General features: G+C 57.4%; 24 protein-coding genes. 23 read left to right on the top strand and 1 reads right to left on the bottom strand.

What is annotated here, in order from left to right; all coding sequences use genetic code 11:
- The first annotated feature begins 58 nt into the window (after positions 1–58).
- Positions 59–1,027, top strand: a complete 969-nt coding sequence (gene rpoS, locus G411_RS18975; protein WP_022957489.1) for an RNA polymerase sigma factor RpoS — start codon at positions 59–61, stop codon at positions 1,025–1,027.
- 91 nt (positions 1,028–1,118) lie between these two features.
- On the opposite strand, the gene G411_RS0101965 is transcribed toward rpoS, so the two are convergent.
- Entirely contained in the window at positions 1,119–2,099 is a 981-nt protein-coding gene (locus G411_RS0101965) for a malate dehydrogenase (protein WP_022957488.1), read from the bottom strand.
- A 288-nt stretch (positions 2,100–2,387) separates the two neighbouring features.
- Here G411_RS0101965 and ttcA point away from each other — a divergent pair, with 288 nt between their 5' ends.
- From ttcA to G411_RS0101855, 22 genes are all read left to right on the top strand, one after another.
- Positions 2,388–3,287, top strand: coding sequence for a tRNA 2-thiocytidine(32) synthetase TtcA (gene ttcA / locus G411_RS0101960; protein WP_022957487.1), 900 nt, complete (start codon positions 2,388–2,390; stop codon positions 3,285–3,287).
- Positions 3,288–3,412: 125 nt separating this feature from the next.
- Entirely contained in the window at positions 3,413–4,750 is a 1,338-nt protein-coding gene (locus tag G411_RS0101955; RefSeq protein WP_211218286.1) for a flagellar motor switch protein FliG, read from the top strand.
- Entirely contained in the window at positions 4,747–5,127 is a 381-nt protein-coding gene (locus G411_RS0101950; protein WP_022957485.1) for an Hpt domain-containing protein, read from the top strand. The genes G411_RS0101955 and G411_RS0101950 overlap by 4 nt, the downstream gene beginning before the upstream one ends.
- A gap of 15 nt (positions 5,128–5,142) precedes the next feature.
- Complete coding sequence (gene fliM / locus G411_RS18970; protein WP_022957484.1) at positions 5,143–6,105, top strand: flagellar motor switch protein FliM; 963 nt, start codon at positions 5,143–5,145, stop codon at positions 6,103–6,105.
- A complete protein-coding gene (gene fliN / locus G411_RS22495; RefSeq protein ID WP_022957483.1) occupies positions 6,102–6,509 on the top strand; it encodes a flagellar motor switch protein FliN in 408 nt (135 codons plus the stop codon). Before fliM ends, fliN begins: the two co-directional genes overlap by 4 nt.
- Before the next feature lie 9 nt (positions 6,510–6,518).
- The gene (locus G411_RS0101935) at positions 6,519–7,061 is read left to right on the top strand and encodes a hypothetical protein (protein ID WP_022957482.1); all 543 of its coding nucleotides are present in this window, start codon (positions 6,519–6,521) and stop codon (positions 7,059–7,061) included.
- On the top strand, positions 7,058–7,882 hold the full coding sequence (locus G411_RS0101930) for a MinD/ParA family protein (RefSeq protein WP_022957481.1): 825 nt from the start codon (positions 7,058–7,060) through the stop codon (positions 7,880–7,882). Before G411_RS0101935 ends, G411_RS0101930 begins: the two co-directional genes overlap by 4 nt.
- A gap of 80 nt (positions 7,883–7,962) precedes the next feature.
- Positions 7,963–8,355, top strand: coding sequence for a response regulator (locus tag G411_RS0101925; protein ID WP_028968054.1), 393 nt, complete (start codon positions 7,963–7,965; stop codon positions 8,353–8,355).
- Between the two features lie 113 nt (positions 8,356–8,468).
- On the top strand, positions 8,469–9,224 hold the full coding sequence (locus tag G411_RS0101920) for an Hpt domain-containing protein (protein WP_022957479.1): 756 nt from the start codon (positions 8,469–8,471) through the stop codon (positions 9,222–9,224).
- A 132-nt stretch (positions 9,225–9,356) separates the two neighbouring features.
- Positions 9,357–9,986 (top strand): cytochrome c biogenesis heme-transporting ATPase CcmA, encoded by a 630-nt coding sequence (gene ccmA, locus G411_RS0101915; protein ID WP_022957478.1) that lies wholly within the window; start codon positions 9,357–9,359, stop codon positions 9,984–9,986.
- Positions 9,983–10,672: a heme exporter protein CcmB gene (gene ccmB, locus G411_RS0101910; protein WP_051151229.1), complete on the top strand. Its 690-nt coding sequence runs from the start codon at positions 9,983–9,985 to the stop codon at positions 10,670–10,672. The genes ccmA and ccmB overlap by 4 nt, the downstream gene beginning before the upstream one ends.
- Positions 10,673–10,706: 34 nt before the next feature.
- A complete protein-coding gene (ccmC, locus tag G411_RS0101905) occupies positions 10,707–11,471 on the top strand; it encodes a heme ABC transporter permease CcmC (RefSeq protein WP_022957476.1) in 765 nt (254 codons plus the stop codon).
- Positions 11,461–11,652, top strand: coding sequence for a heme exporter protein CcmD (gene ccmD, locus G411_RS0101900; protein WP_022957475.1), 192 nt, complete (start codon positions 11,461–11,463; stop codon positions 11,650–11,652). Before ccmC ends, ccmD begins: the two co-directional genes overlap by 11 nt.
- A gap of 17 nt (positions 11,653–11,669) precedes the next feature.
- Positions 11,670–12,140, top strand: a complete 471-nt coding sequence (gene ccmE / locus G411_RS0101895) for a cytochrome c maturation protein CcmE (RefSeq protein WP_028968052.1) — start codon at positions 11,670–11,672, stop codon at positions 12,138–12,140.
- A complete protein-coding gene (locus tag G411_RS0101890; RefSeq protein ID WP_022957473.1) occupies positions 12,137–14,122 on the top strand; it encodes a heme lyase CcmF/NrfE family subunit in 1,986 nt (661 codons plus the stop codon). Before ccmE ends, G411_RS0101890 begins: the two co-directional genes overlap by 4 nt.
- Positions 14,109–14,660 (top strand): DsbE family thiol:disulfide interchange protein, encoded by a 552-nt coding sequence (locus G411_RS0101885; protein WP_022957472.1) that lies wholly within the window; start codon positions 14,109–14,111, stop codon positions 14,658–14,660. The genes G411_RS0101890 and G411_RS0101885 overlap by 14 nt, the downstream gene beginning before the upstream one ends.
- Positions 14,660–15,151 (top strand): cytochrome c-type biogenesis protein, encoded by a 492-nt coding sequence (locus tag G411_RS0101880; RefSeq protein WP_022957471.1) that lies wholly within the window; start codon positions 14,660–14,662, stop codon positions 15,149–15,151. Before G411_RS0101885 ends, G411_RS0101880 begins: the two co-directional genes overlap by 1 nt.
- Positions 15,148–16,377 (top strand): c-type cytochrome biogenesis protein CcmI, encoded by a 1,230-nt coding sequence (gene ccmI, locus G411_RS0101875; RefSeq protein WP_022957470.1) that lies wholly within the window; start codon positions 15,148–15,150, stop codon positions 16,375–16,377. The genes G411_RS0101880 and ccmI overlap by 4 nt, the downstream gene beginning before the upstream one ends.
- A 109-nt stretch (positions 16,378–16,486) precedes the next feature.
- On the top strand, positions 16,487–19,984 hold the full coding sequence (gene smc, locus G411_RS0101870; protein WP_022957469.1) for a chromosome segregation protein SMC: 3,498 nt from the start codon (positions 16,487–16,489) through the stop codon (positions 19,982–19,984).
- Positions 19,985–20,119: 135 nt separating this feature from the next.
- Positions 20,120–21,088 (top strand): cell division protein ZipA, encoded by a 969-nt coding sequence (gene zipA, locus G411_RS18965; RefSeq protein ID WP_037508385.1) that lies wholly within the window; start codon positions 20,120–20,122, stop codon positions 21,086–21,088.
- A 19-nt stretch (positions 21,089–21,107) separates the two neighbouring features.
- Complete coding sequence (ligA, locus tag G411_RS0101860; protein WP_022957468.1) at positions 21,108–23,129, top strand: NAD-dependent DNA ligase LigA; 2,022 nt, start codon at positions 21,108–21,110, stop codon at positions 23,127–23,129.
- A complete protein-coding gene (locus tag G411_RS0101855; RefSeq protein ID WP_022957467.1) occupies positions 23,126–23,731 on the top strand; it encodes a transglycosylase SLT domain-containing protein in 606 nt (201 codons plus the stop codon). The genes ligA and G411_RS0101855 overlap by 4 nt, the downstream gene beginning before the upstream one ends.
- Positions 23,732–23,736 lie beyond the last annotated feature (5 nt).

Here is a 23,736-nt window from a genome sequence, read left to right as displayed (position 1 = left end):
GCAGGGCAGGCCCGCCAAAGTCGAAAAAAATAACAAACCTAGTGATAAGGATTCGACGATGCGGTTAGATCAATCGAACAAGCAGAAACAGCGTTCCGTAAAACCTCTCGCGGGCACAGATATCGACGCAAAGGAAGGCGTGGAACCCGGAATCAGTCGACTGAAGCGCAGTCGGCATCAAACCGAGCTGGATGTAACCCAGCTGTATCTAAACGAAATTGGCTACTCTCCGCTATTAACTGCTGAAGAAGAGGTCCACTTTGCCCGTCTGGCGCGCAAGGGTGACGAGGCGGGACGCAAGCGCATGATTGAGAGCAACTTGCGCTTGGTGGTGAAAATCGCCCGACGCTATCTCAATCGCGGGCTGACTCTTTTGGATCTGGTGGAAGAGGGGAACCTCGGCCTGATTAGAGCGGTTGAAAAATTTGATCCAGAGCGAGGCTTTCGTTTTTCTACCTATGCGACGTGGTGGATTCGCCAGACCATTGAGCGGGCAATTATGAATCAGACCCGCACCATTCGTCTGCCGATACATGTGGTCAAAGAGCTGAACAGTTATTTGCGCGCCGAGCGCGAGCTGAGTCAGAAGCTCGACCACATGCCTTCTCCTGAGGAAATGGCTCGAGAGCTAGACCGGCCCGTAGCCGAGGCCAAGCGTCTGTGCAGCCTGAAAGAGCGGGTAGGGTCCGTCGATGTGCCCCTTGCTCAGGACTCTGATCAAGTTCTGCTTGATACCATTGCCGATAATCAGGCGCTGAATCCCAGCGAGATTCTTCAAAACGAAGATATCTCTGACTGTATTGACCATTGGCTGGATGAGCTGACAGAGAAGCAGTGCGAGGTGGTATTGCGGCGCTTTGGTCTGCGCGGGCACGAACCCTCGACGCTGGAAGAGGTCGGGCGCGAGATCGGTCTTACCCGGGAGCGCGTGAGGCAAATTCAGGTCGAGGCACTGAAAAGTCTGCGTGGCATGTTTGAAAGCAACGGCTTGAGTGCGCAGGCCTTGTTTGCAGAGGAAAACAACTGACGGTTTGCTGTCACGCGTAACAGACGGGCAATAAAAAAGGCGACCCTGGGGTCGCCTTTTTGCTATAGCAAGATAGTACGCAAAATAGTACTTACGGCAGCAGGTGCTTAACGCCGTCGCGCTCTTCCGCCAGTTCTTGCTCAGTGGCTTCCATTTTGGCGCGGCTGAAGTCGTTAACGTCAACGCCTTGCACAATTTCCCACTCGCCATCTTTGCAGCGGCAGGGGAAGGAGTAGATCAGGCCTTCCTGAATGCCGTAGCTGCCGTCGCTGTATACGCCCATAGATACCCAGTCGTCGCCGTCAGTGCCCAGCGCCCAGCTGCGTACATGGTCGATAGCCGCGTTGGCCGCAGAGGCGGCAGAAGACGCGCCGCGGGCTTTAATGATGGCGGCGCCGCGCTGTTGCACGGTCGGGATAAAGTCATTTTCCAGCCAGTCCTGGTCAACCAGGTCTGACGCTGTTTTGCCGTCGACTTTGGCATTGAACAGGTCAGGGTACTGAGTCGCTGAGTGGTTACCCCAGATGGTCATGTTGGTCACGTCGTTAACCGTCTTGCCGGTCTTCTGCGCGATTTGTGTCATGGCACGGTTGTGGTCCAGACGAGTCATCGCAGTGAAGTTGCGGGGGCTGATTGACGGCGCGTTGCGCTGAGTGATCAGAGCGTTAGTGTTAGCGGGGTTGCCAACGACCAGGACTTTGATGTTTTTGCTGGCGTTCTCGTCAATGGCTTTACCTTGAACGGAGAAGATTGCCGCATTGGCTTCCAGCAAGTCTTTGCGCTCCATGCCGGGACCGCGGGGGCGCGCGCCAACCAGCAGGGCGTAATCGGCGTCTTTGAAGCCGACGTTCGGGTCGTCAGTGCACACCACGCCGCTCAGCAGCGGGAAGGCACAGTCTTCAAGTTCCATCTTGACGCCTTCAAGCGCGTCCAGAGCAGGAGTAATGTCCAGCAGTTGCAGAATGACGGGCTGGTCGTCGCCCAGCATGGCGCCTGAGGCGATGCGGAAAAGCAGTGCGTAGCCGATCTGGCCTGCTGCACCGGTAACGGTGACACGAACGGGTTGTTTCATGGAGCGTTCCCTTTCTGGTGATTGTTTGGTGTAAGCCTTTGTGAGCGGGTGCGACCGGATGTGGATTACACAATCCGGCATGCACCCGTGCCGGGGTCTGGCCGTGTAGATAACACCTCATGCCAGCAGATTTTGGCGCGCTAATGATAGACAGCTGGGCGCCGGATTACCAGTCAGGGCGTCGCTTTCAGCAGGATTTGCCGGATTTTTTACCGTCGCTGGCTGAGATTTGGTCAACTCTATATAATGCGGCGCTTCCGTAATCCCGACGACAGGCAGGTAGGCGATATGTTTCCCGCTTCCGACAATCAGGCAATGCCCAAGCTTGAATTCAACAAGCTGCAAAAGCGGCTGCGGCGTCATACCGGTAAGGCGATTGAAGACTATCGCATGATTGAAGACGGCGATCGCGTCATGGTCTGTCTGTCAGGTGGGAAAGACAGTTACACGATGCTCGATATCCTGATGAACCTGCAAAAAAGTGCGCCGGTTCGATTTGAGTTGGTAGCCGTCAACATGGATCAAAAGCAGCCGGGTTTTCCAGAGCATGTGCTGCCAGAATACCTCGATGGGCTGGGTATTGAGTATTACATCGTCAACCGCGACACCTATTCCATTGTTAAGGAAAAAATCCCCGAAGGAAAAACCACCTGCGGCCTGTGTTCCCGCCTGCGAAGGGGGACGCTCTACGGTTTTGCAGAGCAGATCGGGGCCAATAAAATCGCGCTGGGTCACCATAAAGACGACATGGTGCAAACGCTGTTTTTGAATATGTTTTACGGTTCGCGTATGGCGGCGATGCCACCCAAACTGCTGTCTGACGACAAACGCAATATCATCATCCGCCCGCTGGCCTATTGTCGCGAGGCGGATATCGAGAAGTTTTCGGCCTATAAACAGTTCCCGATCATTCCCTGCAATCTCTGCGGTTCGCAGGAAAATCTGCAGCGACAAAATATCCGCAAGATGCTGCTGGAGTGGGAAAAGCAGGACGGCAGCCGCATTGAAAAAATCTTCTCGTCCATGCAGAACATTGCGCCATCGCAGTTGGCAGATACGGCCTTATTCGATTTTGCCAACCTGGATATCGACCGAAGTCTGGATCGAGAACCCCATCCTTTTGATGCCTCCCAAACCGTGGATGTGGGCGGGCCAACAGCATTGCCCTTTGTCGAGCTGAAACGCTAACCTCCTTCTTGCGTGTCGGCTTGTCAGGAGCTGGCCCGTATCCTGCTACATTCCTCACTGTGGGCTCGATAGCGCGTATAAGCAGAGCTTTTTGAGGGGCTTTTGTCAAAAAAGTGACAAATTTTGTGAGCATTGTGGTAGATAGTCAAAAAAATGACAGTTTTTCTCAGGGCATTGCCTGGCAGCTTTTACTGCTGCTGGCATTGATTCTGTGTGCATTGTTTTGCCTTCTCCTGCCGATATCCTCGGAGTTGGGCATTGCGGCCTTGTGCATTGCCGCTGGCCTGGGATTGTCATTGTTTCTTCAGCAGCTTGGCTCCCGGCAGCGACCCGAAGCAGTGTCTGCTCCGGCCGATTATCGCTCCTTGCTGCATCATCTTCAGCGCAGTGCGGATGAAGAACCTGGAAGGGTGGCTGCGGTTCTGGGGGCATGGCTGACCGAGGGGACCCTGATTGCCGATAACGAGGCCGATAGCGGCGACGCGGAACAGGCGGCGGTATTGTTAACCGCCTTGTCATCGGAGCGGGCGGCCGCAGTGTTGCGGGAGCTGCGCCCGCAGCATGTCCAGCGCGCTGCAGAATTGATGTCTCGCCTCAACGCTCCTGATGCATCGCGCCTCACGCAGATATTGCAGCGGTTTGAGCGGGACAGTTTACAGGTATCGCTGGTCGCAAACGGCAGGGCCGATCAGGTTCGGGATCTGCTGTCAGACGCGTTGGGTGAGGACAAGGCCGCATTGCTGCGTCGTCAGTTGGCGCCGCACGGGCAGTCCGGGCAAATTGGAAAGCTTAAGTGGTTAAGTGCCCAGGCGATTGTTGACATGCTGCGTCGTGAACACCCGCAGATTCAGGCGGTGCTGATCGCTTGCCTGGAGTCATCGCAGGCGGCGGAAGTGTTGATGTCTTTTACCGGTGAAAAGCGGGAGGACTTGCTGGCGCGGCTGGCTGCGCTGGAGTCGCTGTCGCCCGCAGCACTGGAAGAGCTGGATTACCTGATCGAAGAACACCTGCAGAATGTAGGGCGCGGACGACAGCCCATGGCAGGTGAGAGTCTGGCTGCTGCGCTGCTCAATGAACTGGATATGGGCAGTGAAAGCCAGCTGCTTGAGGGACTTCGCCAGCGGCGCCCGGCATTGGCCGAGCGCGTTGAAGAGCGGATGTTCAGCTTTGACCAACTTACGCGTCTCAGTGACGACGACCTGAGAACCGTGTTGGAACAGTTCGAGGCGGAGACGATCCACTTCGCTGTACAAGGCAGTAGCGGTGAATTGCGTGAGAGGATGTTGGCGGTGTTACAGGAGGTTTATCCGGATTACCGAGCGGTGGCCGGAAGAGCTGATTTGGCGCAGATCAAGCGGGCGCAGCAGGAGTTGCTGGTGGCAACCAAGCGTCTGGCTCAGGTAGGTGAAATTGTATTGGAGCGGCGTCCGCTCTCACCGGCCGCAAAGGTGGTGGCACAGTGAATGATCATACGACGGCGCGGTTGCCGGTCGAGGTGCTGGACGAAGCGGTGCTGGAAGAGATATTCAGCATTATGCCTGACGATATGCAGATTTTATTTTCGAGTTTTCAGCAGGATGCAGAGCTGCGCCTGCAGCGGATTAATGACGCTATTGACGCGGGAGATGCTGAGGAGCTGCGGCGCTCTGCTCATACCCTGAAAGGCGGTGCGCTGGGGGTCGGCGCGGGTGGCTACGCAGCGCAGTGCCGGGCGATGGAAGAGCTGGGTCGAAATGACGACCTGGCTTTGGCGCCGAGCCTGCTTGTCAGTTTAAAGAGTGACCTCCGCGGTGTTGTGGCGGCACTTGAGCAGTGGTACGCCGCGCGGAGCGTGATGTGATGGCAGGAATTGGCAATGAATAACGTGCTTTCGCAGGCAGAAATTGATGCCCTGTTGCTTGCCGTGCAGCAGAGCGATGCCCCGCCTAAAGCCGCCAAGGTGGCGCCGCAAGCGGAGGCGGCTCAGTTTGATCTCGCCCGTCGCAATCCGGTCACTCGCAAGCGTTTGCCGGGACTGGAACAGCTTAGCAGACGCTTTGCCGAGCATTTTCGCCAAAGTCTGAATACCGTGCTCGGCCACGATGTGGATATCAGTCTGCTGGAAATTCAATTCACGCCCTACGCCAATTATTTGCATTCGCTGTACCTGCCAACCAGTCTGAATTTAATGCGCTTGGCTCCACTTGAGGGGACGGCGATGATGGTATTTGATGCCCGCCTGGTATTTCGCCTTGTCGAAGTTTTCTTTGGTGGCAGTCATGCGGCGGGCGTGCCTGATGGTCGCGACTTCAGTTCTGCAGAGCGGCGCCTTGTCGACAAACTGATTGCTCGGGCGCAGGCGGACCTGGCTGAGGCCTGGCAACCGGTTTGCGAGCTGCACTGCCAGGCCTTGGGCAGCGAACTCAATCCATCGCTGGCAACCATTGTCGGAGCGGCGGACCCGGTCGTGGTCTGCCGTTTTCAGATTGATGCAGAGGGCGGCGGTGGCGGTGAATTCCATATCTGTTGCCCGGCAGCCATGCTGGAGCCGATTCGGGAGAGTCTGTCGCGCAGTGAACTTGCTGAGACTCGCGCGCCTGACCCCCAGTGGCAGCAGGCGATGGTGGATGCGAGTTTGAATGCCCCGGTGGCGACGCGCTATGTTCTCGCCGAGAAAACCCTGCGTTTAGGCGAACTCGCTGCGCTGGAGGTCGGTGATGTTATTCCCCTTGGCTCGGCTGATCTGGCAGAAATCCGGGTTGCCGGACTGCCGTTGTTGCGCGCGGTGTTGCAGCTTGAAGGAGATGTCATGCGGTTTACCGTCAAGGGGCGTAAATGAATGCCAGAGGAGGCGATGTGACCGAGAGAGACGATTTGCGACGCGAGCGGGAAAGGCTTCGCCAACAAATTGAAGCCGAGGATGCGGGGCAGCAGGCCAATGCCGGTGCACATGCGGCGCGTTTGCGACAGCGGGATACACCGTCTCCCGACCTGGAAATGGTCATGGACATCCCGGTGCGTGTCACGCTGGAAGTCGGTGGCCGTGAAATGCCGATTCGCGACCTGCTGCAATTGCAGCAAGGCGCCGTTATTGAGCTGGATCGCCACGCCGGTGAGCCGCTGGATGTGTTGGTAAATGGCAAATTAATCGCCCGCGGTGAAGTGGTGGTGGTCGAAGACAAACTGGGAATCCGCCTGACAGAGGTGGTGAGTGCCACCGAGCGTTTGCAGTCACTGCGTTGAGGATCGTCCGTGAAGAAACTGTATTTTCTGGCACACGATCGCGAACCACTTGCTCAACTGCGTGCGGTTCTGTCGTCGCCGGTAGCGTCCCTGGGGCGCTACACCCTGCTTAGCGAGCATGCTGAAGATCAGCGCCATCCGCGACTGGCCGCGACAGGAATCATGACTCGCAGCGATATCGTCGGGCTGTCTTGGCGGGCGGGACTGTGGTCGGTGTTCTTTGTACTCCTGTGTTTGGCGGTCTTGCTGCCGTTGCTTGGCAGCAGTCCTATGCGCGCTCCAGTGCTTTACGGATTACCGGTGTTTGGCGTGGCATTTGGTGCCTGGCTTGGAGGTCTGCTGGGACTGATGCGTATCAATCCGGAATATCAAGCCTGGCAGGACCAATTGGAGCTGGGTGCACGATTGGTGGCTGTTGCCGTGCCGCCCGAGTGCGAGCGCATGCTGCGGCGTCAGATGGCTGATTGTGGCTGGCAGTATCTTTCTCAAACCCTGCGATATGCGGGAAGCTACCGCTTTCCTCAGAATCGCTTGGAGGTCGGGGCGATATGAGGCCGGTTCAGGTTGTCGCCGTTACCGGGGGCAAAGGTGGTGTGGGTAAGACCAATGTGGCGATTAACACGGCCGTAGCGCTCGCGAGTCGCGGGAAGCGGGTTGCTATCCTCGATGCGGATTTTGGCCTGGCCAACGTCGACGTATTGCTGTCGTTGTCAGCGAACAAGACGATTGAGCAACTGTTAGATGGAGAGTGCCTGCTCAGCGATATTCTACTGACCGGACCTCATGGTATTCGCATTATTCCGGCCTCGTCAGGTGCACGCAGACTTACCCGACTGACCTCATTGGAACAAGCGGGCTTGATTCGAGCGTTCAGTGAGCTTTCATCGCAGATTGACGTGTTGCTGGTCGATACCGCTGCGGGGATCGCCGACACCGTCTTGACCTTTGCGAATGCCTCGCAGGAATTATTGCTGGTGTTATGCAACGAGCCGTCCTCACTCACAGATGCTTACGCCCTGATTAAGTTGATGAACCGGGACTTTGCTCGACGACGTTTTCGCGTGGTAGCCAACATGGTTGCCGATGACGAGGAGGGGCGGCAACTGCTTGAGAGGCTGGCCAGTGTCTGCGACCAGTTTCTCGATGTGAGCTTGCGCTATGCCGGTGCCATTCCCTTTGATCATCGCCTGAGAGAGGCCGTCAAAGCGCAGCGGGCAGTGAGCGAATACGCGCCAAGTGCACCGTCGTCCCTGGCCTTTCATCGACTGGCTGACGAGCTGCTAAGCTGGCCTGTTGCTCAGGGAGCCGATGGGCATCTTCAGTTCTTTGTGGAAAGCCTGGTCGCGGCGCGTGTTGGAGAACAGACGGCATGAGCGACGAGTACTCTCCAGACCCTTTTGCAGGCTATGAGCCTCTCGAAAAGACTTCAGCTTCGCTGCCATCGCCGCGTGACATGCGCATCCTCATTGTTGAGGACTTTGCGACAATGCGGCGAGTTATTCGCAACCTGCTTCAGGATCTCGGTTACGGCAATATCTGCGAAGCCGATGACGGGATGGCGGCGTTGACGCTCTTGCACAATCAGCGGGTCGATCTGGTGATTACCGATTTACTCATGCCGACCATGGGCGGCATGGAGCTGTTGCGTGCGGTTCGAGCAGACCGCCAGCTCTGTTCAACGCCCGTGTTGATGGTGACCGCAGACGCCAAACGAGAGCGAATCATTGAAGCGGCGCATGCCGGCGTCAACGCCTATATCGTCAAACCATTCACCGCGGCGGTACTCGACAGCAAGATTCGTCAGATATTCCGGCGTTTGAATTCTCAGCTGGAAACCCAGGATTAAACCTCCACTTTGTGAACCGCGTGGCAGTGACCAGCGGAAGTTTGTTTGATAATCATTGTCATTGAGGATGTAAATGATTTCATTTTTGAGTGCTGACGGAGGGCTGACAGTCCGTGGACGCGAACGAGCATGAAGGCATACTCGCCATTTTCCTTTCAGAGGCAGAGGAAATTGTGCGAGGTCTGTTTGTCCAGCTGGAAGAATTGCAGTACGGCTATGACGGGCAACGCATCCTCGATGATATCCACCGGGGTTTTCATACTTTGTACGGCGGCGCGTCGGTACTGAAGCTCGAGGAGTTGAGCGAGTGCGCGAGACTGGCCGAACGCGTATTGGAGCGCCTGCGTACTCGTCGATTATCCTTGAGTCCGAGTCTGGTGTCCTTGATTGTCGGTGCCACCAGTGCGCTTGAGGTGATGCTGAGCCGGATGATGAACCACCAAAGTGTGCGGGCTATTCCGGAGGATTTGCGTCTTCGCCTCACGCGCGCAATGGGGCAGGAGACGGGATCGCTGGGCAAGTCGCTGCCAGCGCAAGCGGTGGCAAAAACACCGGACAGCGATGAAATGACCGATCGCGAATTTGAAAACCTGCTCGACAGCCTCTACGGCAAGGGGCAGCCCCCGGGAAGACAACCGATTGCCAGTGACACGCAGACCTTGACGGCAGTTCGCCCGGCAGCGGTCACTGCGCCGTCCCCGACTATCACCGAATTGGTCAGTGAATTGTCCTGGGTCCGCAACCGGCTCATGGGGCTTCGTGGTGAACAGCACGATGAAAAGCTCAACAAAGCGCTCGCCTACCTTGACCTGGTGACTCAGGATATGGAGCGCTGGGTCGCCAATCGCCCGGACGGCAAGACGTCCTGATATCACTCCGGGCTGCGACACATTGTCGCAGTGTCCGGCAGTCCACGAATTTACCCGTAAATCGTATATACTTGGCCGCATTTTTGGCTGTGGCCCCTTCGTGTGTGGGCCGTATGATTTCAGGAGCGGCAGTTGGCGACTCAGGGCCTAGAAGTACGGCAGTTATACAGCGAGCGCAATGAGCGCGTGCTGTTTGCTGGACTGTCTCTGTCTGTCGGGGCCGGAGAAATCGTGCAATTGGCTGGCGCGAACGGCAGCGGAAAAACCAGCTTGCTGCGCATTTTGGCGGGTCTCTCTACGCGCTACGAAGGCGATATTTTCTGGCAGGGCCACCCTCTGGCTGAAACCCTGAGTGATTTTCGCCAGCAGGTCCTTTATCTCGGCCATGGCGCCGGTATCAAACCCCAACTTACTCCCCTTGAAAACCTGCGCTGGAGCTGTGCGCTTCGCGGTGACGCCGTGGATGACGAGCGGCTTTTTACTGCGCTGGCGCGGGTGGGGCTGACGGGCTTTGAGCAGCAGCCTTGCTATGGCCTGTCGGCGGGCCAGCAGCGCCGGGTGAATCTCGCCAGACTGTTTTGCAGCAGTGTTTCTCTGTGGTTGCTAGATGAGCCGTTTACGGCGATCGATCAGCGCGGTGTCGCGGAAATTGAACAGTGGATTGGCGACTTCGCCGATGCGGGTGGCAGCGTGGTACTGACGACGCACCATGTGCTTAAACTGCCGCGCCCCTTGCGCCGTATTGAACTGGGGGAGGGATGATGCAGCGTCTGTCGACCTTCTCCATGATGGCGGCGATGGTTCGCAGGGACCTTCAGTCCGCCCTGCGTCGCGGCAGCGAGTGGAGTAACCCACTGTTATTTTTCGTTATGGTCTGCACCCTGTTTCCGCTGGGTGTTGGTCCCGAACGCGAGCAGCTTGCGGCGCTGGCGCCCGGGGTCATATGGGTGGTAGCCCTGTTGGCATCGATGATGGCAACAGACAGTCTGTTTCGCGGTGACCACGACGATGCCACGTTGGAGCAACTGTTGCTCAGCCCGGCGCCATTGTATCCGCTGGTATTGGCAAAGACGCTGACTCACTGGATGCTCAGCGGATTACCGCTCAGCCTGCTGTCGCCGCTCTTGGGCATGTTGTTGCAACTGCCCCCAGCAGGGTATGGCGTGCTCATGCTGAGCCTGCTGCTGGGCAGTGTTGTGCTGAGCATGATCGGCGCGATTGGTGCAGCGCTGACGGTGGGGCTAAGACGTGGCGGCTTGTTACTATCGTTGATCGTTTTGCCTCTGTATATTCCGGTGCTGATTTTCGGCAGTGCGGCGGTCAGCAATGCTGTTGAGGGCTTGTCTTACCAGGCGCCGCTGGCAATATTGGCGGCGCTGTTGATGGCAGCACTGGCGCTCGCGCCATTGGCGATTGGCGGCGCATTGCGGATCAGTGTGGACCAGTAAGATGCATCTGATGAATTGGAAGGAAGGCTAGGTTTTGTCGAAATGGCAATGGTTTCACAAGTGGGGTTCGCCGCGCTGGTTTTATGACTTCAGCGGGCGGCTCATGCCCTGGCTGGCGGTGCCCGGTGTGCTGCTGCTAATCGGCGGCTGTATCTGGGGCTTGGCATTTGTACCCGAGGACTTCAAGCAGGGGAACAGCTTCCGCATCATCTATATTCATGTGCCTGCGGCGGCCGTGTCTATGGGCGCATATATGATGATGGCGACGGCGGCAGCCATTCATCTGATCTGGCGCATGAAGCTGGCGGCCATGGTCATGAAATCCATTGCTCCGATCGGCGCCGCACTGACCTTTCTGGCGCTGATTACCGGTGCGGTCTGGGGCAAGCCGACCTGGGGAACCTGGTGGGTATGGGATGCGCGTATTACCTCGGTGTTGGTGTTGTTCTTTCTCTATTTAGGGTTGATGGCGCTGTACAGTGCGTTTGAGAATCAGGACGCTGCCGCCAAGGCCTGTGCTGTACTGGCGGTGGTTGGCGCGGTGAATATTCCAATCATTTACTGGTCGGTGGAGTGGTGGTACAGCCTGCACCAGCCCGCCAGTATCAAGTTTATCGGGGAATCGACTATTCACCCGGTAATGCTCAGGCCCCTGATGGCGACCCTCTCGGGCATGTATCTGTTTTTCGGCTGGCTGGTATTGCTTTACACCCGCGCTGAGATTCTTGAACGTGAGCGTAACACCCGGTGGGTTCAGACGCTGGTCGAGGCAAAGACAGGAGGCCGACATGGCGTTTAATTCGCTGGCTGAATTCTGGCAGATGCACGGCCACGGGCCGTATGTATGGTTCAGCTTTGGTATCAGTGCGGCAGTGCTCGCGCTGTTAGTCGTTGAATCCCGCCGCCGCAACCGCGCTGCCCGGCAGATGGTTGCGGCGGCCGCGCGCCGTCGTCGTGCGGAACAACAGAAAGCCGGTTAATCGGAGGCAGTATGGCCATGCACCCAGTGCGCAAGCAGCGCTTAGGCATCGTAGTATTTATCTTGTTGGCCAGTGCGGCCGCGGCCGCGTTTCTGGGCTTTGCGCTGCGCGAGAATATCAATCTGTTCTATCCACCCGCTGACATTGCGGCTGGCAAGGCGCCGCTGGATCGCAAGATTCGTGCGGGCGGTATGGTGGAAGAGGGCTCTGTGCAGCGCGCCAGCGACAGCCTGAAGGTACGTTTTAAGGTGACTGACTACTCAGCCAGCGTTGAGGTGGCTTACGAAGGTATATTGCCTGACCTGTTTGCCGAGGGTGAGGGGGTTGTCGTGACTGGCACGTTGGGTCAGGACGGTGTTTTCCAGGCCTCAGAGGTACTGGCCAAACACGATGAAAACTATATGCCGCCGGAGGTGAGCGAGGCGTTGAAAAAGTCTGAAGAGGCTCGTGCCGGTGCAGCATATGATGGGGAGAAAACAGGCTCGTGATTGTTGAACTGGGACATTTCTCGCTGATTCTCGGCCTGTGCTTCGCACTGTTGCTGGCCGTGGTTCCCATGTACGGTGTGTGGCGTGGTGACCGGCGATCCATGGTGGCGGGTGGCACCCTGGCGATTGCCCAGTGCCTGTTTACCACAATCTCTATTACCTGCCTTTTCTACGCTTTTCTGACCGATGACTTTACTGTCAATATCGTTGCCATGCAGTCCAATACAGCCCTGCCCATGGCGTATAAGTTCAGTGCACTTTGGGGCGGTCACGAGGGGTCGCTGCTGCTTTGGCTGGAAATTCTGACGTTGTGGACGGTGGCGGTTGCGGTTTTCTCACGTCAGCTGCCGCTGGATATCCTCGCGCGTGTGCTGTCGGTGATGGGCGTTGTCGCGATTGGTTTTTTCAGCTTTGCGCTCTTCACCTCTAACCCCTTTGAACAGAATATTATTAATCCGCCAGCCGAGGGGCAGGACCTGAACCCCTTGTTACAAGATCCGGGTATGGTGATACATCCGCCGATGCTCTACGTCGGCTACGTGGGTTTTTCCGTCGCCTTCGCCTTTGCGATTGCGGCCCTGTTAAGTGGCCGAATGGACGCCAGTTGGGCACGCTGGTCGCGTCCCTGGACGAATATCGCCTGGTTGTTTTTGACCATCGGTATCACGCTGGGCAGCTGGTGGGCGTACTACGAGCTTGGCTGGGGTGGCTGGTGGTTCTGGGATCCGGTGGAAAATGCCTCGTTTATGCCCTGGCTGGTGGGTACCGCGCTGATTCACTCACTGGCGGTGACAGAGAAGCGAGGCACGTTTAAGTCCTGGACATTGCTGCTTGCGATCTTCGCTTTTTCACTCAGCCTGCTCGGAACCTTCCTGGTGCGCTCCGGTGTGTTGACCTCGGTACACGCCTTTGCGGCTGACCCTACTCGGGGCATGTTTATTCTCGGCTTCCTGGTGCTGATTGTCGGCGGTTCACTCACGCTGTATGCGCTGAAAGCCCCGGAGCAGAGCCGAAACAAGGGCTTCGGCCTGCTGTCCCGTGAAGCACTGTTGCTCGCCAACAATATTCTGCTGATTGTGGCGGCGCTGACCGTGTTGCTGGGCACGCTGTTCCCGCTGATTATGGACTTTGCCGGTGGCGGAAAATATTCCGTGGGGCCGCCCTATTTTAATGCACTGTTTGTTCCGATCAGCGCGATGATTGCATTGCTGGTGGGTATTGGTCCCAGTTCTCAGTGGAAGACCAGCAATACCCATCGTTGGTTGTCCGCGATGATAGGCGCACTGCTGGTGTCGCTGTTGCTGGGTCTGATATTCCCCTGGCTGTATGGTGGCAGTCTGCACCTCGGTGCCAGCGTGGGTGCGGTGCTGTTTGTGTGGATTGTCGCGACCACGCTGGTCAATCTTCGCGACAAGACCCGCAATGCCCGCACGGTAATTGCCGGTCTTCGTCGCCTGACGCCTTCGTACTACGGGATGCTGCTGGCCCACCTCGGATTGGCAGCGGCGATTCTCGGTGTGGCCATGGTGACCAGCTTTGAAGACGAGCGTGACATGCGTATGGCCGTGGGCGAGAGCGTCGACACCGAATTTGGCTATCACGTGCGTTTCGATGCCATCGAGGCGGTGACCGGGCCTAATTATCAGGGACAACAGGGGCACTTCAGCCTATACGAGGGCGAGCAGTTGATCGCCAAGCTGCATCCGGAGAAACGCCGCTATCATGCTCGCTCCGGTCAGGTGATGACTGAAGCGGCCATCGATGCCAGCCTTTGGCGGGACGTTTATATTGCGCTGGGCGAGCCAGTAGGCGAAGACGCCTGGGCTGTTCGTGTGCACATTAAGCCCTTTGTACGCTGGATCTGGTTGGGCGGCATTCTGATGGCGGCCGGTGGTTTGCTGGCGATTCTGGATAAGCGCTATCGGCGCGGGGCCTCATCCAAGGCGAGGAACACCCAGGGAGGTCATTATGGGCAGGCTTAAGTTGTTTTTGCCGCTGATTATTTTTGTGCTGTTGGCGGCGATGTTTTTTGGTGTTCAGCGCCGCGTGCAGGAGGGGGAGTACAGTCCCACGGCATTGCCTTCGGCGTTACTCAATCGCCCGATGCCGGCGTTTGATCTGCCCACCTTGGAGGGCGGGCAGCTCAGTCATGTTGACTTGCCCAAACAGTGGTTGCTGGTCAATGTCTGGGCGACGTGGTGTCCGACCTGTCATTACGAGCACCCTTTTCTTGTTGAGCTGTCAAAGCGCGGCGTGCCGATTCTCGGCGTGGACTACAAGGACAAGCGCGATCCGGCGTTGCGCTGGCTGGCCGAAAAGGGCAATCCCTACTTTGCGACCGTATTCGATGTCGAAGGCACGCTCGGTCTGGATCTGGGGGTGACTGGCGCTCCCGAAACCTACCTGATCGATGCAGAAGGTATTGTTCGATTCCGCTACCAGGGTGCGCTGGATGAGCGCGTCTGGGAGAAAGAGTTTCAACCACTGATTGCGGAGCTGGATCTGGGAGGCACGCCTTGATGTTGCGTCGTTTGAGCTTGCTGATGCTGTTAGTGTTGGCGCTGCCAGCGATGGCGGTAATTGAGACCTATCAGTTCGACACGGAGCTTCAGCGCCAGCGCTACAATGCGTTCATTGAGGAGTTGCGCTGCCCGAAATGCCAGAACCAAAATCTCTCCGGTTCTGATTCGGCTATTGCTCAGGATCTGCGCCGCCAGATTCACCAGATGATCATGGCGGGTAAGTCCGATATCGAAATTACCCAGTATATGGTCGACCGCTACGGTGATTTTGTTTTATACCGTCCTCGTTTTAATGCCGCGACAGCGGTGCTATGGCTGGGCCCCGTCGTCTTGTTGGTACTTGGCTTGGGGATCTGGGCCATGCTTTCCCGACGGCGCAAAAGCGCGGTACCCGAGAATGGCGACGGTGACGTCTTGAGTGAACAGGATCGTCAGCGCTTGCAGCGTTTGTTGTCGGAGGAAGATACGTCCCGCGGAGGTGATCAGTGAGCGCTCTGTATATTGGTCTGGCGCTATTGCTGGCAATCGCTCTGGGGCTCTGTGTACTGGCGTTTCGTTCGCGCCGAGTTGACGATGATGACCAGCAGCGTCACCGGGCTGCGCAGCGCGATTTTTATCAGCAGCGACAGCGCGAACTGCAGGCCGATGCCGATATGGGGTTGATTGATGACCAGCAGTTGAGTGAGCTTCGCGCAGAGCTGGACAAGCAGCTATTGGAGGAAAACAGCGAGTTTTCCGGGGCGCCCGGCCGCCGTCAATCCTGGCCGTTGATCGCCTCGCTGGTGCTGTTGGTGTTGGCATCTGTCGGGCTGTATCACGCACAGGGTTATCATCAGGAGCTGGCGCTGCGCGCCCTGCAGCAAAAGCTGTTTACCAGCGAGCAGCCTCAGCAGGGCGATATCGAGGCCTTCGAATCGCTGGTCGAAGATATCCTCCAGCGACGCCCGGATACCGCCGAGTTGCTGGTGATGATGGCATCTATCCGTCGTCAGCAGGGCGACTATGCCGGTGCGATTCCCTATTACCAGCGCCTGGTAGACCTGTACCCAGATGATGCGGATGTGCTGGCCCAGCTGGCCCAGGCACGGTATTTGGCCGCGCAGCGGCAAGTGGATGAAGAAACCCGGCGTTTGCTGGATAAGGCATTGTCGATTAATCCACGCCAGGCAACGGCGCTGGGCGTGGTGGGCATCGATGCCTTTGCCGCTGGCGAATATGCCAATGCGGTTGCTATTTGGCAACGACTGCTCAGCAGCTTGCCGGGCGATTCCAGCGAGGCCATGGTGATCGCCTCAGGGCTCAATGAAGCCAAGAAGCGGGCGCTGGAGGCGGGCAGCCTGTCTGGCCTTGCGGTAGATGTCAGTCTCGCCGAGACGATGACAGCACCGCCACAGGCGGTACTGTTTGTCGTAGCGCGAGCCGGTGATGGCAATCCTATGCCGGTCGCAGCACTTCGCTTACCGCTGATAGACGGGGTGCAGAGTCTGCCTCAGCGTCTTTATCTGACCGATAGCGATGTGATTCGCCAGGGGCAGCAACTGACTGATTTCGACAATCTGCAATTGTCCGCGCATATCAGCCTGTCTGGCACCGCGATGCGACGCCAGGATGACCTGGTTTCCTCGTCGGTGAATGTGACGGCCGATCAGCTTGATTCGGCTGCGCAGTTGGTGATCGACCACAAACTCTCATCAGCCCCTCTGGGCCCTCGCTGATTTTCTGCTGATGTAACCGTATTCACAGGCTATAATCGGCGCTTTGCGCACTCTGGCGCCCGCAGGCAATAACTTCGCGGGCTGCCCACCAGGCTTGGTTACGGTTTCTATGCGTCTGAAAAGTATAAAATTGGCGGGTTTCAAATCTTTTGTTGACCCCACCACCGCTCATTTCCCCAGCAATTTGTCTGCGGTGGTTGGGCCCAATGGCTGTGGAAAATCGAATATTATTGATGCGGTACGCTGGGTAATGGGTGAGAGCTCAGCCAAGAACCTGCGTGGCGAATCGATGACCGACGTCATTTTTAATGGCTCGGTGAACCGCAAGCCGGTCGGACAAGCCTCTATCGAGCTGGTTTTCGACAATACCGCCGGTAAGCTGGGCGGGGAGTATGCGCGATTCAACGAGATTGCCATTCGTCGCAAAGTGACCCGAGAGGGCACCTCTGAATATTACCTCAACGGCACTAAATGTCGCCGCCGCGATATCACCGATATCTTTCTTGGTACTGGCCTCGGCCCGCGCAGCTACGCGATTATCGAGCAGGGGATGATTTCCCGGCTCATCGAGTCCAAACCGGAAGAGCTGCGGGTGTTTATCGAGGAAGCGGCGGGTATCTCCAAATACAAGGAGCGCCGCCGCGAAACTGAAAACCGCATGCGCCGCACTCTGGAAAACCTGGAGCGCCTGACCGATCTGCGAGATGAACTGGAACGTCAGTTACAGCATCTGCAGCGTCAGGCCGCCGCTGCAGAGAAATACACCGAATACAAGAAAGAAGAGCGACTGCTGAAAGCGCAGCTCCAGGTTCTGCAATGGAAGGCGCTGGACGGTCAGGTGTCAGAAAAAGATGCGCAGATTCGCGAACTTGAACTGGAGCGCGAGAGCATCGTTACCGAGCAGGTATCGCTGGGTACGAATATCGAACAGGCGCGAGATCAGCATACCCAGCTCAACGACGAGTTTAATGAGATTCAGGGGCGTTACTACAGCATTGGCGCTGATATCGCTCGCGTCGAGCAAAGTATTTCCCACCAGCAGGAGCGCCGTCAGCAGCTCGATTCGGACTTGCAGCGTCTCGAAGTCAATATTCAGGAAACCGCCCGCCACCTCGACAGCGATCGTGAAAAAATTCGTCTCTGGGAGGAGGAGATTGGCGGTATCGAGCCGGATTTGGAAATCACTCAGGCTGAGGAAGAGAGTGCCGCCGAATCGCTGATGGTGGCGGAAGAGGCCATGCAGAGCTGGCAGCAGCGCTGGGACGAATTCAACCAGACTGCAGCGGGACCACGTCAGCGTGCCGAAGTAGAGCAGTCGCGGATTCAGCACTTGGAGCTGAGCCTGCAACGCTTGAAAGAGCGTATTGAAAAGGCTGAAGCGGAACGTCGCGAGCTGCAGCCCGACGGTGACGAGGGGGATGTCGACGGCTTGCAGGAGCAGGCGGCCGTGCTGGAGCTGGAAGGAGAGGCGCTGGAAGAGAAACACGAGCAGTTGCTGCCGCAGATCAGTGACTGTCGCGAGCAGATCAATCGGCTGTCGGAAGAACTGGACCAGCGCCGCAGTGACATGCAACGCATGCGCGGTCGCATGGCGTCACTGGAAGCGCTGCAACAGGCAGCACTCGGCGACGGTGACAAGGTACTGAGCGAATTGCTTGAACGTCACGGTCTGGCCTCGGCGAGCCGCGTGGCGGAGTCGCTGCAGGTAGAAGAGCGCTGGCAGACGGCCGTTGAAACCGTGCTGGGCGAACAGTTGCAGGCCCTGAATATCGACAGCCTTGATAGTCTGGCTCCACTGCTGGCGGAGCTGAATCAGGGTCAGCTCTGCTTTGTGCAGGCCGATGCCGGCAACGCCGTGAGTGACAACTCTCTGGCGAGCAAAGTCAGTGGGTCAGCAGCACTACAAGATGTGTTGAGCCGCGTGAAGTTGGCTGAAGACCTGACGGATGCGCTGTCTCGCCGCAGTGATCTGGCTACTGGCGAGTCATTAGTGACACCGGAAGGATTGTGGCTGGGCAAAGATTGGCTGCGCGTGCGGCGCGGTGACACCGCTCAGGGCGGTGTATTGCAGCGTCAGGAGGAATTGCAGGAGTTGAAGGCGGCGCTGGATGACGGCGAAGCCCAGGTTGAAGCCTTGGGCGAACAGTTGGAAACCCGACGTGAACAGCTTCGTCAATGGGAGGACGAGCGCGATGCCGCCCAGCGGGAAATTCAGGCTCACGGTCGTCGTCAGAGCGAATTGCGCGCACAGCTCAGCGCCCAGCAGGCCAAAATCGAGCAGATGGGTGAGCGTCGGCAGCGGCTGAACAGCGATATTCAGGAGCTGCGTAGTCAGTTCACGCTGGAGCAGGAGTCGCTGGCCGAAGCCCGTATGGTGCTCCAGGAGGCCATCGAGAGCATGGAGCAGGACTCCGGTCGCCGAGAGCAATTGTTGAGCGAGCGAGATGCCAACCGTGAGCTGCTGGACACCGCACGGCAAAAAGCCCGTCAGAGCAAAGATCACGCCCATCAGTTGGCGATGCGCCATCAGTCTCTGCAAACCCAGCGCGATGCTGCTTTACAGAATATCTCGCGAACCGAGGAGCAATTGGCATTGCTGCGTGAGCGCAAAGAGCAATTGCACGAAAGCCTGGACGATAACGACTCGCCGATTGAAGACCTGAAACTGGAGCTGGAAGGCCATCTGGAGCACCGCCTGAGCGTTGAGGAAAAGCTCAGTGAGGCGCGTCGGGCGGTAGAGGCAGTCGATCATCAAATGCGCGAGTTTGAGCAGCGACGTCATGGCATAGAGCAGCGCCTGCAAAGCGTGGCGGCCAAGCTGGAAAGTGCGCGGGTTGAAAATCAGGGGCTGCAAGTGCGCCGGAGCGGCTTGCAGGATCAGTTGCAGGAAGCACAGTTTGACCTGCAGTCGGTGCTGGAAAGCCTGCCCGAGGAAGCCAATGAGCGTGATTGGCAGGAACAGCTTGAGGGTGTAGGGCGCCGTATTGCGCGACTGGGGCCGATTAACCTCGCGGCTATCGAAGAATACAAGCAGCAGTCGGAGCGGAAAAACTATCTGGATGCTCAGAACCAGGATCTGGAAGACGCATTGGAAACCCTGGAAAATGCAATTCGCCGTATCGACAAGGAGACGCGAAACCGCTTCAAAGAAACCTTTGATCGCGTTAACAACGGCCTTCAGGCGTTGTTTCCGAAGGTTTTTGGTGGCGGCAGTGCCTATCTGGAAATGACTGGCGACGACCTGCTTGATACCGGCATTTCGATCATGGCCCGCCCGCCGGGCAAACGCAATGCAACGATTCACTTGCTGTCAGGTGGTGAAAAAGCGCTGACGGCCATTGCTCTGGTGTTCTCTATCTTCCAGCTGAATCCGGCGCCGTTCTGTATGCTGGATGAGGTGGACGCGCCGTTGGATGACGCGAACGTAGGGCGATACTCGCGCATGGTTAAAGAGATGTCGCGGGACGTGCAGTTTATCTATATCAGCCATAATAAGATCGCCATGGAGATGGCAGACCAGCTGATGGGGGTCACCATGCACGAGCCGGGCGTGTCGAGACTGGTCTCGGTAGACCTGGAAAAAGCGGCGGAGATGATCGCGTCCTGAGTCTGTGAGGGGCGTCGCAGGCGGTGGATATTTCCCCGAACGCGTGGAACAATACTGGCCATTCAGACTCGAAGTACGCCGATTCTAGGGTGGGCTCGGCGGGGCCAAAATATAGGCAGACAAGGGCCAAAAATAATGGATCTCAGCGTCAGAGATTGGTTGATTATCATTGGGGCATTGCTCGCGGTTGCAGTGTTGCTGGACGGTTTCCGCCGCATGCGCAACGAGCGTCAGGACACGATTCGCCTGTCCTCTAAAAAACGTCGGGAAATTGAAGACGAACTGGTTAATCCTGAGTTGCCGGGGGAGGCTCGCGTCGTTGCGGTAAGAGAGGCGCCACCGAGCCTGCATCAACGAGATGCACGTCAGGACAGCCCGGCAGACGCGCCGGAAGCAAAACCGGTTCAGGAACCGGCGCTTCAACCTCAGGAACCAGAGGAAAGATATCCTCAGAAAAGCAAACTGGACGACGATATTCTGTTTCGCGACCCCGCTGAGGAATATGCAAATCCACCCTCAACGGTAGATAAAGAGCCTGAGGTGGGTATCGAACCGGAAATGTCTCCAGAAGACAGTGTGCTCAGTGACGAGATGATCTCCGCCCCCCGCGTTCGCCAGCGTGACGCCGAGCCGCCGCGTCGAGAGCCGGCCGTTAAAGCGGAAAGTGGCGATGCCCCCCATGAATTAATTGTGCTCAATGTCGTCGCCGATCAAGATCAGGCCTATAAGGGCGCCGATCTGCTGCAGGTGTTGCTGGCGTGTGATCTGCGATATGGCCGTATGAATATTTTTCATCGCTTTGAAAAAGCCGATGGCAGCGGCGCTGAACAGTTTAGCGTGGCGAACTTGGTGGAACCGGGCAATTTTGACCTGGATGCCATCGACGGTTTTTCGACACCCGGCGTGGTGTTTTTTATGAATTTGCCGGGGCCGGAAGACAGTATGCAAGCCTATGAGGCCATGCTGGAGACCGCGCGTTGTCTGGTCAAAAACTTGGGCGGCGAGCTGCGCGATCAAACTCACAGTGTGGCGACCAAGCAGACGCTTGAACACTACCGGCAGCGTATCCGCGATTTCGAGCGCCGCCAGCTCACCCTTATGTAAGCAACACGGCACCTTCTGAATGTCCGACTCTTCTCTGCGCGCAAGGCTAGAGGCCCTGCGCAAGCAGCTCCATGAGCACAGCTATCGCTACTATGTGCTGGATGAACCCAGTATTCCCGACGTCGAATACGACCGTCTGTTTCGCGAGCTGCAGGACATAGAGCGCGAACATCCCGAATGGCGCAGTGATGATTCTCCCACCCAGCGCGTAGGCGCCGAGCCGCTAAGCAGTTTTTCACAGGTGCGTCACGAGACGCCGATGCTGTCGCTGGATAACGTGTTTTCCGAGCAGGAACTGCGGGATTTTGATCGCCGTGTTCGCGGACGTCTCGATGACGGGCAGGCCTTCCACTACGCCTGCGAGCCGAAACTGGACGGCATTGCCGTCAGCCTTCTTTACGTTGACGGTGTGCTGGTGCGGGGCGCCACGCGCGGCGATGGTCGAGTCGGGGAGGATATCACCCACAATGTGCGCACCGTCGATTCTATTCCTCTGAAACTGCAGGGCGAAGGCTGGCCTGTTGAGCTGGAAGTGCGAGGGGAAATCTACATGCCCCGGCAGGGGTTCGAAGCGCTGAACATGCGCGCCAGGGAAGAGGGCAGTAAGACCTTCGTCAATCCCCGCAATGCCGCTGCGGGCAGTCTGCGACAGTTAGACAGCCGAATTACGGCCTCGCGGCCCCTGGAGATGTGCTGCTACGGCGTGGTTGCGAGCGACGACGGTTTATTTTCCAGTCATAGCGGTGCACTGGCCCAGCTCAAACGCTGGGGCTTTTTGACTAGCGTCGAACTGGCGGTGGTCGATGATATAGAAGCTTGTTTGGCGTACTACGAGCAACTGTTGTCGCGGCGCGATCAATTGGCCTATGACATCGATGGCATCGTGTTCAAAGTGGATGAGCTGGCCCTTCAGGAGCAGTTGGGCTTTGTATCTCGTGCCCCGCGCTGGGCGATCGCTCACAAGTTTCCCGCGCAGGAAGAAGTGACCACGTTGCGCGATGTTGAGTTTCAGGTGGGGCGCACGGGTGCGGTCACGCCTGTCGCGAAGCTGGAGCCGGTGTTTGTTGGCGGGGTGACGGTCAGCAATGCCACGTTGCACAATCTTGACGAAATCGAGCGGCTGGGTGTGAAGCTGGGGGATACCGTTATTGTTCGCCGGGCGGGAGACGTGATTCCCCAGGTGGTTCAGGTGGTGACAGAGCGCCGTGGTGACGATGTGCGCGATATTGTCATTCCTAGTTGTTGCCCGGTTTGCGAAAGTCCGCTGGAACGTGCGCCGGGTGAGGCCGTACTGCGCTGTACTGGCGGCCTGGTTTGCGCCGCGCAGCGTAAAGAGGGCATAAAACATTTCGCCAGCCGCAAGGCCATGGATATCGATGGCCTTGGCGATAAGCTGGTTGAGCAGATGGTGGAAGCCGGGCTGATCGACTCCGTGGCTGATCTTTTCCGCCTCGAACAGGCGCAATTGTCTGGGCTGGAACGCATGGGTGAAAAGTCAGCGCAGAATCTGCTTGATGCGCTAAGCAAGGCTCGTAACACGACCTTGCCCCGATTCCTGTTTGCATTGGGCATTCGTGAAGTTGGCGAAGCAACTGCCAGTAACCTGGCCAAACACTTTGTCTCGTTGGAGGCCTTGATGGCTGCCGATGAGGAACAGTTATTGGCGGTGGATGATGTCGGGCCTATCGTGGCCAGCCATATACGCAGCTTCTTTGCGACCGACCACAATCGAGAGATTATCCGTCAGCTTCGCGAGCAGGGCGTACATTGGCCTGAAGAGCGCATTGAGGAAGGTGAACAGCCCATGGCTGGACAGACGTGGGTGTTGACCGGCAATCTGGAAAGCATGACGCGCAGTGAAGCCAAGGAAAAATTGCAGGCGCTGGGAGCCAAGGTGGCTGGCAGTGTCTCGGCGAAAACAGATTGTGTGGCGGCCGGTGCCAATGCGGGCTCTAAATTGAAGAAGGCCGAGGAGCTGGGCGTAAAGGTGATCGATGAGGGCGGTTTGCTGGCGGTATTAAGCGGGCAGGATAAAACATGATGCGTTTACTGCTTCTGACACTGCTGCTGAGCGTGACGGCGTGTACAACGTCTCCGCCGCACAAACCCGGAGATATTTGCGCTATCTTCAAAGAAAAAGATGGTTGGTACGACGAAGCCAAGGATGCGTCCAAGCGGTGGAACTCACCGATCCCGGTGATGATGTCGATTATGTATCAGGAATCGCGATTTGTGGCCAAGGCCAAGCCGCCGCGCAAGTTTTGGCTGGGCTTTATTCCCGCGGGCCGAATGTCGGATGCCTACGGTTATGCGCAGGCGAAAGATGCTACCTGGAAATGGTACAAGGACAAATCGGGGAACTGGGGCGCCGACCGCGACGACTTTGACGATGCGATTGACTTTATCGGCTGGTATAACAATGTCAGCAGCCGGACGGTGGGCATCAGCAACACGGATACCTACTCACTCTATCTCGCCTACCACGAGGGGCACGGCGGCTTTAAGCGCCGCACTTTCGCGAGTAAACCGTGGCTCAATCGCGTCGCTGGAAAAGTGTCGGCGCGGGCGCAGACCTACACCACCCAACTGGCCCGTTGCGAGGAAGACCTGAAGAAAGGCGGCTGGTTCTTCGGTATTTTCTGATCGCT

It is taken from the genome of Spongiibacter tropicus DSM 19543, assembly GCF_000420325.1.
GTDB classification, from domain to species: domain Bacteria; phylum Pseudomonadota; class Gammaproteobacteria; order Pseudomonadales; family Spongiibacteraceae; genus Spongiibacter; species Spongiibacter tropicus.
Note: the sequence above shows the minus strand (reverse complement) of the source record. Positions and strands in the feature narration are given on the sequence as shown.